This window comes from Enterobacter cloacae complex sp. FDA-CDC-AR_0164, from assembly GCF_003071645.1.
In the GTDB taxonomy this organism is placed as follows: Bacteria; Pseudomonadota; Gammaproteobacteria; order Enterobacterales; family Enterobacteriaceae; genus Enterobacter; species Enterobacter ludwigii.
Window position 1 is genome coordinate 1,209,713 of record NZ_CP028950.1, and the last position, 13,842, is coordinate 1,223,554.

The window sequence follows — 13,842 nt, forward strand, 5'->3', positions numbered from 1 at the left end:
AACCACCGTGTACCCTACATACAACGGCGGTACAAACCTCAACAACAGAGGCAAGCCTATGAACAGTTCGACCAATGCAGTAAAACGCTGGTGGTACATCATGCCAATCGTGTTTATCACGTACAGCCTGGCGTACCTTGATCGTGCCAACTTCAGTTTCGCGTCCGCGGCAGGGATCACCGAAGACCTGGGGATCACCAAAGGTATCTCTTCGTTGCTGGGTGCCCTTTTCTTCCTGGGCTACTTCTTCTTCCAGATCCCCGGCGCTATCTATGCGGAGCGTCGCAGCGTCCGCAAATTGATTTTCGTTTGCCTGATCCTGTGGGGTGCCTGCGCCTCACTGACCGGCGTGGTGAATAATATTCCTGCTCTGGCAGCCATTCGCTTTATTCTTGGGGTCGTTGAGGCAGCGGTAATGCCCGCGATGCTGATTTATATCAGCAACTGGTTTACAAAATCCGAGCGCTCACGAGCCAATACTTTCCTGATCCTCGGTAACCCGGTCACCGTGCTGTGGATGTCGGTGGTTTCTGGCTACCTGATCCAGTCCTTCGGCTGGCGCGAAATGTTCATTATCGAAGGGGTGCCGGCGGTTATCTGGGCATTCTGCTGGTGGATGCTGGTAAAAGACAAACCTGCGCAGGCGAAATGGCTCTCCGAAGATGAAAAAGCAGCTCTGCAGGCGCAGCTGGATAAAGAACAGCAAGGCCTGAAAGCGGTGCGTAACTACGGCGAAGCATTCCGCTCGCGTAATGTGATTTTGCTCTGCGCCCAGTATTTCACCTGGAGCATTGGCGTGTACGGTTTCGTACTGTGGCTGCCATCGATTCTCCGCAATGCCGGTGAAAACCTTGGCATGGTGGAAGTGGGCTGGCTGTCGTCCGTGCCTTACCTCGCAGCCACAATCGCCATGATCATTGCGTCATGGGCATCGGACAAAATGCAGAACCGTAAGCTGTTTGTCTGGCCGCTGCTGCTGATCGCTGCCTTTGCCTTCATTGGTTCCTGGGCCGTCGGCGCGAACCATTTCTGGGTCTCTTACACCCTGCTGGTGATTGCGGGCGCGGCAATGTACGCCCCTTATGGACCGTTCTTTGCGATCATCCCGGAGATGCTGCCGCGTAACGTGGCAGGCGGCGCGATGGCACTGATTAACAGTATGGGGGCGCTGGGCTCGTTCTGCGGCTCCTGGTTTGTGGGTTACCTGAACGGAGCAACCGGCAGCCCATCCGCATCGTACATATTTATGGGGGTAGCGCTTTTCGCCTCCGTGTGGCTTACTCTGATTGTTAAGCCTGCTAATAATCAACAATTACCTGTCGGCGCACGCCACGCCTGAATCCTTAAAAATCAACGGAGATTAGCATGAAGCCGTCCGTCATTTTGTATAAAGCACTGCCGGAAGATCTGCAGAAACGCCTTGAGGAACACTTCACCGTTACCCAGGTGAAGAACCTCAGCCCGGAAACCGTGGCACAGCACGCCGATGCGTTCGCCAGCGCCGAAGGTTTGCTGGGTTCAAGCGAAAAAGTGGATGTCGCCCTGCTGGAGAAAATGCCGAAGCTTCGTGCTACCTCTACCGTTTCCGTGGGCTATGACAACTTCGACGTGGATGCCCTTAACGCCCGCAAGATCCTGTTGATGCATACGCCACATGCGCTGACGGAGACCGTGGCCGACACGCTGATGGCGCTGGTCCTCAGCACGGCGCGTCGTGTGGTCGAAGTGGCCGATCGCGTTAAAGCTGGCGAATGGACAAAAAGCATTGGTCCGGACTGGTTTGGGGTGGATGTTCATGGCAAAACGCTGGGCATCGTTGGCATGGGCCGTATTGGCCTGGCCCTGGCGCAGCGTGCACATTTTGGTTTTAACATGCCGATTCTGTATAACGCGCGTCGTCATCACAGTGAAGCCGAAGAACGTTTTAACGCCCGCTACTGCGAGCTGGATACGCTGCTGCAGGAAGCCGATTTTGTCTGTCTGATCCTGCCGCTGACGGACGAAACCCGTCATCTTATCGGTAAAGAGGCGTTTGAAAAAATGAAGAAAACGGCCATTTTCATCAACGCGGGTCGTGGCCCGGTGGTGGATGAGAAGGCGTTGATTGAGGCTCTGCAACAGGGTGAGATCCACGCTGCCGGTCTTGACGTGTTTGAACAGGAACCGCTGCCGGTGGACTCCCCGTTGCTTTCATTGCCCAACGTGGTGGCCCTGCCCCACATCGGCTCAGCAACCCATGAAACACGCTACAATATGGCTGCAACCGCGGTAGACAACCTGATCGCTGCCCTCAGCGGAAAGGTGGAAATCAACTGCGTTAACCCGCAGGTTCAGCGATAGAAATGAAAAAACCCGCCAGAAGGCGGGTTTTTAAAATTTGTGCTACTGGGTTGGAAGCTTACAGGCTTACAACGTTACCAGCTGCTGGGCCTTTAGCGCCGCTTTCGATGGTGAAGGAAACTTTCTGACCTTCATCCAGAGATTTGTAGCCTTCGTTCTGGATAGCAGAGAAGTGTACGAACACGTCTTTAGAGCCATCGTCAGGAGTGATGAAGCCGAAACCTTTATCAGCGTTGAACCATTTTACCAGACCAGTCATTTTAGCAGACATAGAATTACCTTAATTAACAAATATATTGTGCCTTCCGGCTTGATGGATTGTGTTACAGATTTTTAAGCGATGAAGGAAGGGTCACTACGAAGGGTATCTATGGATAACAATCTGGACTGCTTTACTAAACTGCTTTAGGTCTGTGTAACAAACCGACCTGTATAGTTATACCGATGTGGTAGAAGAATAACAAGCGTTATTTTCGCCCGGAATAAAAAACCCCGCCTGAGGCGGGGTTTTCCGATTTATTCTGTGGCAGCGACCGCTGCACTCCACGCCTGACTAAAGGCCTGGTGCTGGGAGGCCAGTGGCCCAATCAGCGCATTATACTGGCTTGCCTGCTGCGAGGTCGGGAACTGAATACCGTTGGCCACAAAGCTCACCTGAGTGCCCTGCTGGGAGATGAAGTCCCCCACCTGAACCAGCTGCTGCGTGAAAATTTGCGCGGCTGGGATCAGCGGTTGCATCGCTTCAGAAGGTTTCGACACCACTTTCTCATACACTTTGTCGAAGACCGGTTTGAGATCGTCGCCCTGCTTCAGCGCGGAACGTGACGCGTCCGCCTGCATTTTCGCATTCTGCAGCTGTTGGCTCAGCACGCCGAGCGCACCGTTGGACTGGCGCAGCGGTTCACGTTGCGTCATGTAATCCTGCGGGACGCGAATAGCGTTCACGCTATCCACAACCGGACGGATACCGGAATCCATCGCCTGGCTCACCTGCTGTGAATAACCATAAAGAATGGCGTAATCAGACACGAAGGGGCCAAACTGTTTTTTCTGATCCGCAGTCAGCGTCGGCAACCGTTCACCGCTGCGCATCACCGTATTCTGTAGAAAATCGATAAACGCTTTGCGCTGATCGCCTTCTTTATCAAAACACCCACTCAGGCTAACAACCATCAACAACGCCGCAATAGGCGCAAACCAGCGAGAGCAGGACTTTCCTGTCGCCATTTCATTACTCCTTTCACCCAAAAAAGCGCACACCGGCACATGCGTGCCCGACGCTGACAAGGATAGTCCAGGTCAGCCCTGCAAGATACTCTTTTCATGCAAAACGGCTATTGCCGTTTTATTTCTTACTATTTACAAAAAAATACCTGGCGAAGCCGACATAAGCGTAATCAGGTAATTAGTCTCACCCTGGCAACGGCTGAAACGCATAAAGCGATCGTTACCGCACGATTAATCACATCCGTGACGATCCGTCGTTTGTATTAGGGACTATTCTTAACAGGCTCTCTGATGTTCTTGATCCCGGTATGTGATTTAAGAGGAGTCCTCAATGGAATATAAAGATCCTGAGCTTGAGCTGCTGAGCAGCCTGGAACAGATTATTTTTAAAGATGTACCGCAGACGTTAACCCTGCAACAAAGATCCAATCCCTTTAAAGAATATGAGCAATTGCGCAAAGGGACTGGATTAAAAACTGAAGAATTCGCCAGAGCGATGGGTGTCAGCGTGGCTATGGTGCAGGAGTGGGAGTCAAAACGCGAAAAACCCACTCCAACCGAGCTAAAGCTGATGCGCCTGATTCAGGCCAACCCTGCACTCAGCAAGCATATAGCATGATGCAGTAAAGTGAGTTACCGCCCCCGCCTTTGCGGGGGCTTGTGTTTTAAAGGGGGGCACACCGCCAACCCGCCTCTTCCCAGACCAGTTCATGCGTCAATGCTAACCCCCGCAAAAAAGCCTCATCGTGAGAAACCACCAGCAATGCCCCGGGGAAACCGGCCAGTGCGGCTTCAATCGCCTCGACCGAGGCCAGATCCAGATGGTTGGTCGGTTCATCCAGCAGTAAAAGCTGCGTAGCGTCTTCGCGCCACAAAACACAGGCCAGTGCAGCCTTGAGACGTTCCCCGCCGCTCAGCTCAGCCAGCGGAAGCGCCACTTTGTCGGCGCCCAGCTGAAGCTGCGCTAAACGGGTTCGCAGCACACCCTCTTCCAGAGGTGTATGACTCAGATTGAGATGCGCCATCACCGACTGCGAAAGATCGAGCTGCGACAGATGTTGATCGAGATAAGCGCAGTTTACCGATACCTTACACGTTCCTGAGAGCGGAGCCACTTCGCCGAGAATGGCTTTTAAAAGCGTCGATTTACCGCAGCCGTTCGGTCCTTTTAGCGCCACGCGCATCGGTCCGTCCATTCGCCAGTTCGTCGGCGGGAGAGTGACGTGTGGCAGCACCAGCCCCTCCATCACCAGCACCTGTTTCCCCTCAGCAATCTGGCTTCCAGGCAACGTGAACATCACCGGATTCTCCTCTTCAACTCGCTCCCGGGCCTTGTTCACCGCGGCATTCAGCGCTTCATGTTGATCGCCATGCTGTTTTTTCCAGGTGCCAATGCGCTCTTTGGCGGCCATTTTGTATCTGACCCGCTCGAACGAGGCGATATTAAGGTTATCGACCGTACGTAACGTCTTCGCCGAACGCCGCTGGCTTTCGTCGTGCTCTTTTTGCATCCGCGCGCGGGTGCGTTTGCGTTCTGTTGCCGCATGTTCCAGTGCCGCACGGGCTGCCTGCTGTTCGGCGTCCCGCTGATGCGTATAGTCGTCGTAACTGCCACCGTAGTGGCGAAGACCCGAGGCGCTCAGTTCAAGAATACGCGGTACCTTCGCCAGCAGTTCACGGTCGTGGGAGGCCACCAGCACGCCCCCCTGATAACGGGCGAGCTGGTCGTAGAACCACTCACGTCCCTGCCGGTCGAGATGGTTGGTGGGTTCGTCCAGCAGCAGATAATCCGCATCAGCCGTAAACGCGCCACAGAGCAACGCGCGAATGCGCTCGCCGCCGCTGAGTTCCATGGCTGATTTATCCGGGTCAAATGGTGGAAGTTTTGCGTGGAAAAACGCCTCGCTCAGACGTTCTGCTACATCCCAGTGTCCGTCGAGTAACGCCAAATCATCGGGCTGGTAGTCACCGCTGTCGATGCGCTTACGCGCCGCAAAAATCGCCTCATACCCCAGCAGCTCAGCAAGCGTGGTTCGCGGGGAGATATCGGGCTGTTGTGCCACATAAGCGTGCGTTGCAAAACGTTCGATATGACCGCTGGCAGGTTCATCACACCCTGCCAGCAAACGTAGCAGACGTGTTTTACCGCTGCCGTTGCGGCCAACCAGCGCGCACAGTGACGGCGCCAGAGAAAGATTCAGCGGACCAAAAAGGGTATCGCCCGTCGCAAACTGACAGGTCACCTGATGCAAAATAAAAGAAGGGGATTGCGCAAAATGAGCCATAAGCACTCCTGAATGAAATCAAAACATCCCCTGCCGACGCGGTCGCGTTTAGCAAGGATCGAAATTCATCAGTCGTGTTTGTTCATTTTCGGGATGCGCTCCAGAGGGAGAAATATAACGAGAAACAGGATAACGGTAATTTGCTGACCATTTCAAGGTGAATTTTTAGGCGATTGCACTGCGCTTACCTGGCTCACAAAAAACGAGACATAAAAAAACCCGCCGAAGCGGGTTTTTTCTCATCTGCTGGCCCGTCACCGGGCACATGCACGTTACTGCAGCAGCGAAATATCCGCCACGCGCAGGAACAGCTCACGCAGTTTTTCGAGCATAGAGAGACGGTTGATACGCAGCTCTTTATCTTCCACGTTCACCATCACTTTCTCGAAGAAGGCATCGATGACATCACGCAGTTCCGCCAGCTCCACCAGGGCTTCCTGGTAGCGGCCTTCGGCGAAATACGGCTCCAGCTTGTCACGCAGTACCACAACCTGCATCGCCAGGGCGATCTCTTCTGGCTCTTTCAGCGTCGCAGCGTTGACACGCTCGTTCAGCGTTTCGTCGGATTTCGCCAGAATGTTAGAGACACGCTTGTTAGCCGCGGCCAGTGCGGATGCAGCTTCCAGCGTACGGAAGTGGGAAACCGCCTTCATACGCGCATCGAAATCTGCCGGACGGGTTGGACGACGTGCCAGTACCGCCTGAATGGTATCGACGGTGTAACCTTCGTCCTGATACCACGCACGGAAGCGACCAAGCATAAAGTCGATCACATCGTCGACCACGTTGGCGTTGGTCAGCTTATCACCGTACAGACGTACCGCTTCTTCAGTCAGGGTCTGCAGATCCAGGTTCAGGTTCTTTTCAACGATGATACGCAGCACGCCCAGGGCAGCACGACGCAGCGCAAACGGGTCTTTGTCGCCTTTTGGATGCTGGCCGATGCCAAAGATACCTGCAAGGGTGTCCATCTTATCGGCAATCGCGACCGCACAGGCCACCGGATTAGACGGCAGCGCGTCACCCGCGAAGCGCGGCTGATACTGCTCGTTCAGGGCCACGGCCACATCTTCCGCTTCACCGTCGTGACGCGCGTAGTGCATCCCCATCACACCCTGGGTGTCGGTAAATTCGAACACCATATTGGTCATCAGGTCACACTTGGACAGTAAACCCGCGCGCGTTGCGTGGTTCACATCCGCACCGATTTCACGTGCGATCCAGCCAGACAGCTCCGCAATACGGTCAGTCTTGTCGCGCAGCGTACCCAGCTGTTGCTGGAACAGCACGGTCTGCAGACGTGGCAGGTGATCTTCAAGACGCTTTTTACGGTCGGTGTTGAAGAAGAACTCGGCATCCGCCAGACGTGGACGCACCACTTTCTCGTTACCGGAGATAATCTGGATCGGATCTTTTGATTCAATGTTCGCCACGAAGATGAAGTTTGGCAGCAGCTTGCCGTCGTTGGCGTAAACCGGGAAGTACTTCTGGTCACCCTTCATGGTGTACACCAGCGCTTCAGCCGGCACGGCCAGGAATTTCTCTTCGAACTTCGCGGTCAGTACCACTGGCCATTCAACCAGAGAGGTTACTTCTTCCAGCAGGCTGTCGCTCAGATCCGCTTTACCGCCAATCTTACGCGCCGCGTCTTCCGCATCCGCCTTGATTTTGGCTTTACGCTGTTCGTAGTCAGCAATAACTTTACCGCGCTCCAGCAGGATCTGCGGATACTGGTCAGCATTGTCGATGGTGAACTCAGGCTCGCCCATGAAGCGGTGCCCACGGATCACGCGATCGGACGCCACACCCAGGATGGTGGCCGGAATAACGGTATCGCCCAGCAGCAGCGTCACGGTGTGCACAGGACGCACGAAGTGCACGTCGCTTGCGCCCCAGCGCATCAGTTTTGGAATCGGCAGCCTGGCCAGCGACGTGGCAATCATGTCAGGCAGCAGCGCTTGCGCACTTTCACCTTTCACATGTGCACGGTACAGCAGCCACTCGCCTTTATCGGTGGTCAGACGCTCAGCCTGATCGACGGTGATACCACAACCACGCGCCCAGCCTTCAGCCGCTTTGCTTGGCTTGCCTTCAGCATCAAACGCCTGAGCAATCGCCGGGCCACGTTTTTCAACTTCACGATCCGGCTGAGACGCCGCCAGGTTCGCCACTTTCAGCGCCAGACGACGCGGAGCAGCAAACCATTCAATTTTACCGTGTGCCAGGCCAGCGTTATCCAGCTCAGCAGTCACGTTCGCAGCAAAAGATTCAGCCAGGCTGCGCAGGGCTTTTGGTGGCAGCTCTTCGGTGCCAATTTCCACCAGGAAAGTTTTCTCAGACATGGCCGCCTCTTATTTGTTTCGGTTGCACATCGGGAAGCCAAGGGCTTCACGGGACGCATAGTACGCTTCTGCAACGGCTTTGGTCAGGGTACGAATACGCAGAATGTAGCGCTGACGTTCAGTCACGGAGATGGCTTTGCGGGCGTCCAGCAGGTTGAAGCTGTGGGCGGCCTTCAGAATACGCTCGTAAGCAGGCAGCGGCAGCGGAGACTCCAGCGCCAACAACTGCTGCGCTTCTTTCTCGTACTGCTCGAAGCAGGTGAACAGGAAGTCCACATCCGCGTATTCGAAGTTATAAGTGGATTGCTCCACTTCGTTCTGATGGAACACGTCGCCGTAGGTGGTTTTACCCAGCGGGCCGTCGCTCCAGACCAGGTCGTAAACGCTGTCTACGCCCTGAATATACATGGCCAGACGTTCCAGACCGTAGGTGATTTCGCCGGTAATCGGTTTACATTCCAGACCGCCAACCTGCTGGAAGTAAGTGAACTGCGTCACTTCCATACCGTTCAGCCACACTTCCCAACCCAGACCCCAGGCACCCAGCGTTGGGTTCTCCCAGTTATCTTCCACGAAACGGATATCGTGAATGGTTGGATCCATACCCAGCTCTTTCAGTGACCCGAGGTACAGTTCCTGAATGTTGTCTGGCGATGGCTTAATCACCACCTGGAACTGATAGTAATGCTGCAGACGGTTCGGGTTTTCGCCGTAACGGCCATCGGTCGGACGACGTGAAGGTTGCACATAAGCAGTCGCCATTGGCTCCGGCCCCAACGCGCGTAAGCTGGTCATTGGGTGTGAAGTGCCTGCGCCTACTTCCATGTCCAAAGGTTGAACAATGGTACAGCCCTGACGAGCCCAGTAATCCTGTAAGGTCAGGATCAGGCCCTGGAAGGTCTTGGTATCAAACTTTTGCATAGTATGTCGTGCTGGATACGTGTGGTTTTAAATGGAAGGGACCAGTATACCCGCTGCCTGCAAGATATACAGTACGAAACGGGTTTGTTTAGGGAAAATTGGGGAAATAAGCCACCACGCCAGGCAGCTGCCGGCGTCTGGCTGTTGATTATGCGAGCGGCTTAGCGCATGGAGAGATGTAAAAACTGACCGTCTGCGTCAAACGAACAGACAAAGCCCTCTTTACGGGACGTATGGCCTTTCAGCTCATAACTCCCCTGGAATCGCTCAAATCCGGTGACATCAATGTTCTGCGCATCCGAGTTATAGCGGCGCGCAGCCTGATCCTTACAGAACTGCTCCATATTCAGGGAGCGTTCCGGGCTGATTTTTCCCTGCTGTGCTTTTTGCACGGGTGCAGAGGGTGGCGTACTGCATCCTGCCAGGATAAACAGCAGAAAGAGTGACGCCGCACGCTTCATCATCATTTTTATTACCGCCCTGTTCAGTGGCTGTTATTTTTAGTAGCAAAGCTTTTATAGATTATGCCCTGGCATTCTGCGAACCTCGCGGCTTTCAAACAAGGCTGCTCAATAAAACTCAGAATTTTCCAGAGAGAGGCTTCAATACAATCGCAGTCACACTGAATTTACAAGGGATGATGAGGAACTGATGTCGTCAAAAATTAGCTGGATTGATAATCTGCGAGGAATAGCGTGTCTGATGGTGGTCATGATCCACACGACGACCTGGTATGTCACCAATGCGCACAGTATCAGCCCTGTTAACTGGGATATAGCCAATATTCTTAACTCCGCGTCGCGGGTCAGTGTGCCGTTGTTCTTTATGATTTCCGGCTTTCTCTTTTTTGGCGAGCGTAGCGCGCAACCGCGGCATTTTATCCGTATCGCCGCCTGCCTGGGCTTCTACAGCGCCGTGGCCTTGCTCTATATCACCCTGTTCACCTCGATTAACGCCGGGCTATCTCTCAAATACCTTCTGCAAAAACCCGTCTTCTACCATCTGTGGTTTTTCTTCGCCATTATCGTTATCTATCTGGTTTCCCCACTGATTCAGGTGAAAACCGTGAGCGGGAAAATGCTGCTGGCGCTGATGGTGGTCATTGGCATCATAGCTAACCCGAATACGGTCTCGCAGAAAATTGATGGTTTTGAATGGTTACCGGTCAATCTCTATATCAACGGCGATACCTTTTACTACGTGCTCTACGGCATGCTGGGGCGAGCTATCGGGATGATGGACACCCAAAAACGCGGCATGAACGGGCTATGTGCAGCGTTGTTTATCATCGGCGTGATCGTGATTTCGCGTGGAACGCTGCATGAACTGCAATGGCGCGGCAATTTTGCCGATACCTGGTACCTGTATTGCGGCCCGATGGTCTTCATCTGTGCCGTATCCCTGCTTACGCTCGTCAAAAACACCCTGAACGCACGCCCTCTTCCGGTGCTGAGCGTTATCTCCCGGCACTCGCTCGGTATATACGGTTTTCACGCGCTGGTGATCCACGCCCTGAGAACGAGAGGGGTCGAGTTCAAAAGCTGGCCGGTGCTGGATATCCTGTGGATTTTCACCGTCACGCTGATGGCGAGCCTGCTGCTGTCAATGCTGCTGCAGAAGGTCGACACCCGCCGCTTCGTCAGTTAACGCTGCGCTGTCGGGCACGATGATACTGGCGCGGGGAGGAAAACCCCGCGGCCAGTGAGGCCTGTTCCACGCCACGCCCTTGCAACAGCCACTGTTCAGCCACCGCCAGACGCAACTGCTCCAGATAGTCGCGAACGCTTATCCCTAAATGCGTCTGAAAAAGCCGCGTTAAATGGCGCGGGCTGACATGCGCCAGAGCGGCAATCTCGGGTAAAACCCAGGCTTTGTGCGGCTCGGTGGTAAGCGCATCCTGCGCACGATGAATGGCCGGGTGAAGATGATTGCGGTAGCGTAACCATGGCGACAGCTGGGGATCGTCCCCGGAGCGACGAAACCAGACCACCATTTCGCGCGCCACGGCCAGCGCTTTTTCTGCGCCACACAGACGGTTAATCATATGCAGCGCCAGGTCGATGCCCGAGGTGATGCCGGCGCTGGTCCAGATATTCTCATCCTGCACGAAGATCCGGTTTTCTTTGATGATTGCCGTCGGATCCGCCGTACGTAAACGGCTTATAACGTCATGATGCGTTGTGCACTGCCGGTGGTTCAGCAAGCCCGATTTTGCCGCCAGCAACGCCCCTGAACAGACGCACATGACGGTGATATCCTGACGATGAATTTTTGGCTGCAGGCGCATTAACCAGTGCTGGATCAGCTGCGCCTGCGGCGTTGAGAACTGAAAGCGGGAGTCGCTTACCCCCGGCAGCACCAGCAAACTGCCCTCAGACAAGCTTTCCGGCAGCGGCTGAATACCGCCCATCATCAGACCAATCGACGTCGGAACCTCTGCCTGCGGACCAATGTAATGCAGGCGAAACGCGTCTCCTGCCAGCACAAAGGTCTCTGCCGGGCCCGTCATGTCTAATGACAGCACCCCGGGCAACATCACAAACCAGACGTCGATGCTCATTACAGTAACTCCAGCGTCTCCGCAACCGTTTTAATGTCGGCAAACCGCCCGGCCAGAACCGTCTCGGTACGATGGCGCAGTTCCTCTGCGCTCAGGGTTATCCCCTTGTGCGTCATTGGAAACGTGAGCGTTGCCTCGCTAACGAAGGTCACAGCATAGCCCAGATCGGATGCCACCCGCGCAGTGGTTTCACAGCATTGCTCCGTGCGAATGCCGCACACGATGAGCTGATTAATGTCTCGCTCACGCAGCCAGCGGTCAAGCCCGGTATCCGTGAACGCATTATGGACGTGTTTCTGGAAGACCACGTCCGGCTGATGACGTAAAAAGGCCATCGGTTTGACATAGCCGCTTTGCAGTGTGAACGGACCGTCTTCATCTACATGGAAAATATCAACGACAGGAATGCCACGCGCCTGGCAGCCCTCAATCAGCCCCAGCATCGCCTGCTGAAAGGCAGGAATCTCGTCCTCCTGCCAGTAATGACGATGATGAAAAGACTGCTGAGTATCGATGTTGATTAATGCAGTACGTGACATGTTGAATCTCCTCGCCAGTGGGTATGACACCATACTGGCAAGGAAATAAAGGCCCGCACAGACCAAAAAAGGACAACCTCGTGCCTCTGACAGACAACCGTATTTACGACATCAGCGGCAGCAGCTGTTGGTAGATTTTGCGAAAGACCTCGCGTCTTTGCGCATAACGCGCATGACGTGCCGCGTCAGGCAGATGCGCCTGTTCCAGTTGAAGCTGCGGTAACAGCTGAGAAAGCGGCGTTTCCGGGTTCATAGCAATCTGCGCCAGTCGCGCTGCACCGAGCGCAGGCCCCACATCACCACCGGTACGAAAATCGAGCTGCAGTCCGCTGATATCAGACAGCATCTGGCGCCAGTAGCTGCTACGCGCACCGCCGCCAATCAGGGTGATACTCGCCGGCGTCACACCGCAGTCATGTACCACGTCCATTCCGTCCGCCAGGGCATATCCCACGCCTTCCAGAACGGCACGAGCCAGTTCCGCCGGACCATGCTGATGGGTTAACCCAAAGAATACCCCTTTCGCTTCCGGGTTGTTATGCGGCGTGCGCTCGCCGGAAAGATAGGGTAAAAACCAGACGGTACCCGCACTTTCATCCGCCTGCTGTGCAGCAGCAATCAGTGCCGGAACATCAGCCATCCCGGTCAGTTTCGCGGCCCAGTCAAGGCAAGAGGCGGCGCTCAACATAACCGACATCAGATGCCATTTTCCCGGCAGCGCATGGCAGAAACTGTGAACGGCACTTTCAGGATTACTGCGATAACCCTCGCTGACCGCAAAATAGACGCCAGACGTTCCCAGCGAAAGCATCGCCTGCCCGGCTTCCACCATCCCGACCCCCACGGCACCCGCCGCGTTGTCACCGCCACCGGCCACCACCGGGACAGCAGGCATATTCCAGCGTTCTGCGACGGCAGGCTGTAAGGTACCCGTTATCTCACTGCCCTCATAGAGCGCTGGCATATGTTCGCGAGTCAGGTGGCAGGCATCGAGCATGGCCTCGCTCCAGTCACGTTTGGCCACGTCGAGCCACATCGTGCCGGCAGCGTCGGACATGTCGCTGGCGAAATCACCCGTCATGCGAAAACGCAGATAATCTTTTGGCAGTAAAACTTTCGCCACCTGACGGAAAATTTCCGGCTCATGGCGGTGTACCCACAGTAACTTTGGTGCGGTAAAACCGGGCATCATCAGGTTGCCGGTAATACTGCGGGAGGTGGGTACTCGCTCTTCAAGGAGTGCGCACTCTTCTGCACAGCGACCATCGTTCCAGAGAATGGCCGGTCGCAGGACGTGATGCTGACTGTCCAGTAACGTCGCGCCGTGCATTTGCCCGGCAATGCCGAGGGCTTTGACGTCACGCAGACTGTGCTGTTCACCTAGCGCTTTGATTGCACGATCCGTTGCCAGCCACCACTGCTCCGGATCCTGTTCCGACCATAGCGGATGCGGACGTGAGACCTGCAGCTTTTCTGTCTGCGTTGCTAACACGTCGCCCTGCTCGCTTAACAGGATGGCTTTCACACCCGATGTGCCAAGATCAATCCCGATATACATTCGGTGACTCCTTTAACAGAAATGCCCGGTGGCGCGACGCTTACCGGGCTTACGTTATTATCTACTCACT

At 54.8% G+C, this 13,842-nt stretch carries 13 protein-coding genes; 4 read left to right on the top strand and 9 right to left on the bottom strand.

What is annotated here, in order from left to right:
- The first annotated feature begins 58 nt into the window (after positions 1-58).
- Together AM410_RS05890 and ghrB are read left to right on the top strand one after the other, a co-directional pair.
- Positions 59-1,339: an MFS transporter gene (locus tag AM410_RS05890; RefSeq protein ID WP_020882640.1), complete on the top strand. Its 1,281-nt coding sequence runs from the start codon at positions 59-61 to the stop codon at positions 1,337-1,339.
- 26 nt (positions 1,340-1,365) lie between these two features.
- Positions 1,366-2,340 (top strand): glyoxylate/hydroxypyruvate reductase GhrB, encoded by a 975-nt coding sequence (gene ghrB, locus AM410_RS05895; RefSeq protein WP_014168132.1) that lies wholly within the window; start codon positions 1,366-1,368, stop codon positions 2,338-2,340.
- A gap of 58 nt (positions 2,341-2,398) precedes the next feature.
- Here the strand turns inward: ghrB and cspE are convergent, their stop codons facing one another.
- Complete coding sequence (cspE, locus tag AM410_RS05900; RefSeq protein ID WP_014168131.1) at positions 2,399-2,611, bottom strand: transcription antiterminator/RNA stability regulator CspE; 213 nt, start codon at positions 2,609-2,611, stop codon at positions 2,399-2,401.
- A 245-nt stretch (positions 2,612-2,856) separates the two neighbouring features.
- Positions 2,857-3,567, bottom strand: coding sequence for a DUF3053 domain-containing protein (locus AM410_RS05905; protein WP_020882641.1), 711 nt, complete (start codon positions 3,565-3,567; stop codon positions 2,857-2,859).
- A gap of 331 nt (positions 3,568-3,898) precedes the next feature.
- Between AM410_RS05905 and AM410_RS05910 the strand changes: the two genes are divergently transcribed.
- Complete coding sequence (locus tag AM410_RS05910; protein ID WP_014168128.1) at positions 3,899-4,186, top strand: HTH-type transcriptional regulator; 288 nt, start codon at positions 3,899-3,901, stop codon at positions 4,184-4,186.
- A 46-nt stretch (positions 4,187-4,232) separates the two neighbouring features.
- Here the strand turns inward: AM410_RS05910 and AM410_RS05915 are convergent, their stop codons facing one another.
- The 4 genes from AM410_RS05915 to AM410_RS05930 all read right to left on the bottom strand — a co-directional run bounded on the left by AM410_RS05915 (position 4,233) and on the right by AM410_RS05930 (position 9,582).
- Positions 4,233-5,852 carry an ABC-F family ATP-binding cassette domain-containing protein gene (locus tag AM410_RS05915; protein WP_047954901.1) on the bottom strand — a complete coding sequence of 540 codons (1,620 nt, stop codon included), beginning with the start codon at positions 5,850-5,852 and terminating at the stop codon, positions 4,233-4,235.
- Positions 5,853-6,124: 272 nt separating this feature from the next.
- Positions 6,125-8,194 (bottom strand): glycine--tRNA ligase subunit beta, encoded by a 2,070-nt coding sequence (gene glyS, locus AM410_RS05920; protein ID WP_014168126.1) that lies wholly within the window; start codon positions 8,192-8,194, stop codon positions 6,125-6,127.
- 9 nt (positions 8,195-8,203) lie between these two features.
- Positions 8,204-9,115 carry a glycine--tRNA ligase subunit alpha gene (glyQ, locus tag AM410_RS05925; RefSeq protein WP_014168125.1) on the bottom strand — a complete coding sequence of 304 codons (912 nt, stop codon included), beginning with the start codon at positions 9,113-9,115 and terminating at the stop codon, positions 8,204-8,206.
- Positions 9,116-9,276: 161 nt separating this feature from the next.
- Entirely contained in the window at positions 9,277-9,582 is a 306-nt protein-coding gene (locus AM410_RS05930; RefSeq protein WP_014168124.1) for a YsaB family lipoprotein, read from the bottom strand.
- Positions 9,583-9,766: 184 nt separating this feature from the next.
- On the opposite strand from AM410_RS05930, the gene AM410_RS05935 reads away from it, so the two are divergent.
- Positions 9,767-10,762 carry an acyltransferase gene (locus AM410_RS05935; protein WP_020882643.1) on the top strand — a complete coding sequence of 332 codons (996 nt, stop codon included), beginning with the start codon at positions 9,767-9,769 and terminating at the stop codon, positions 10,760-10,762.
- Here AM410_RS05935 and AM410_RS05940 read toward each other — a convergent pair.
- The 3 genes from AM410_RS05940 to xylB all read right to left on the bottom strand — a co-directional run bounded on the left by AM410_RS05940 (position 10,755) and on the right by xylB (position 13,772).
- Entirely contained in the window at positions 10,755-11,675 is a 921-nt protein-coding gene (locus AM410_RS05940; protein ID WP_108647635.1) for a GlxA family transcriptional regulator, read from the bottom strand. The genes AM410_RS05935 and AM410_RS05940 overlap by 8 nt on opposite strands.
- Positions 11,675-12,214, bottom strand: a complete 540-nt coding sequence (locus AM410_RS05945) for an isochorismatase family protein (protein ID WP_108647637.1) — start codon at positions 12,212-12,214, stop codon at positions 11,675-11,677. Before AM410_RS05945 ends, AM410_RS05940 begins: the two co-directional genes overlap by 1 nt.
- A gap of 103 nt (positions 12,215-12,317) precedes the next feature.
- Positions 12,318-13,772, bottom strand: coding sequence for a xylulokinase (gene xylB, locus AM410_RS05950; RefSeq protein ID WP_025206427.1), 1,455 nt, complete (start codon positions 13,770-13,772; stop codon positions 12,318-12,320).
- Positions 13,773-13,842: the final 70 nt, after the last annotated feature.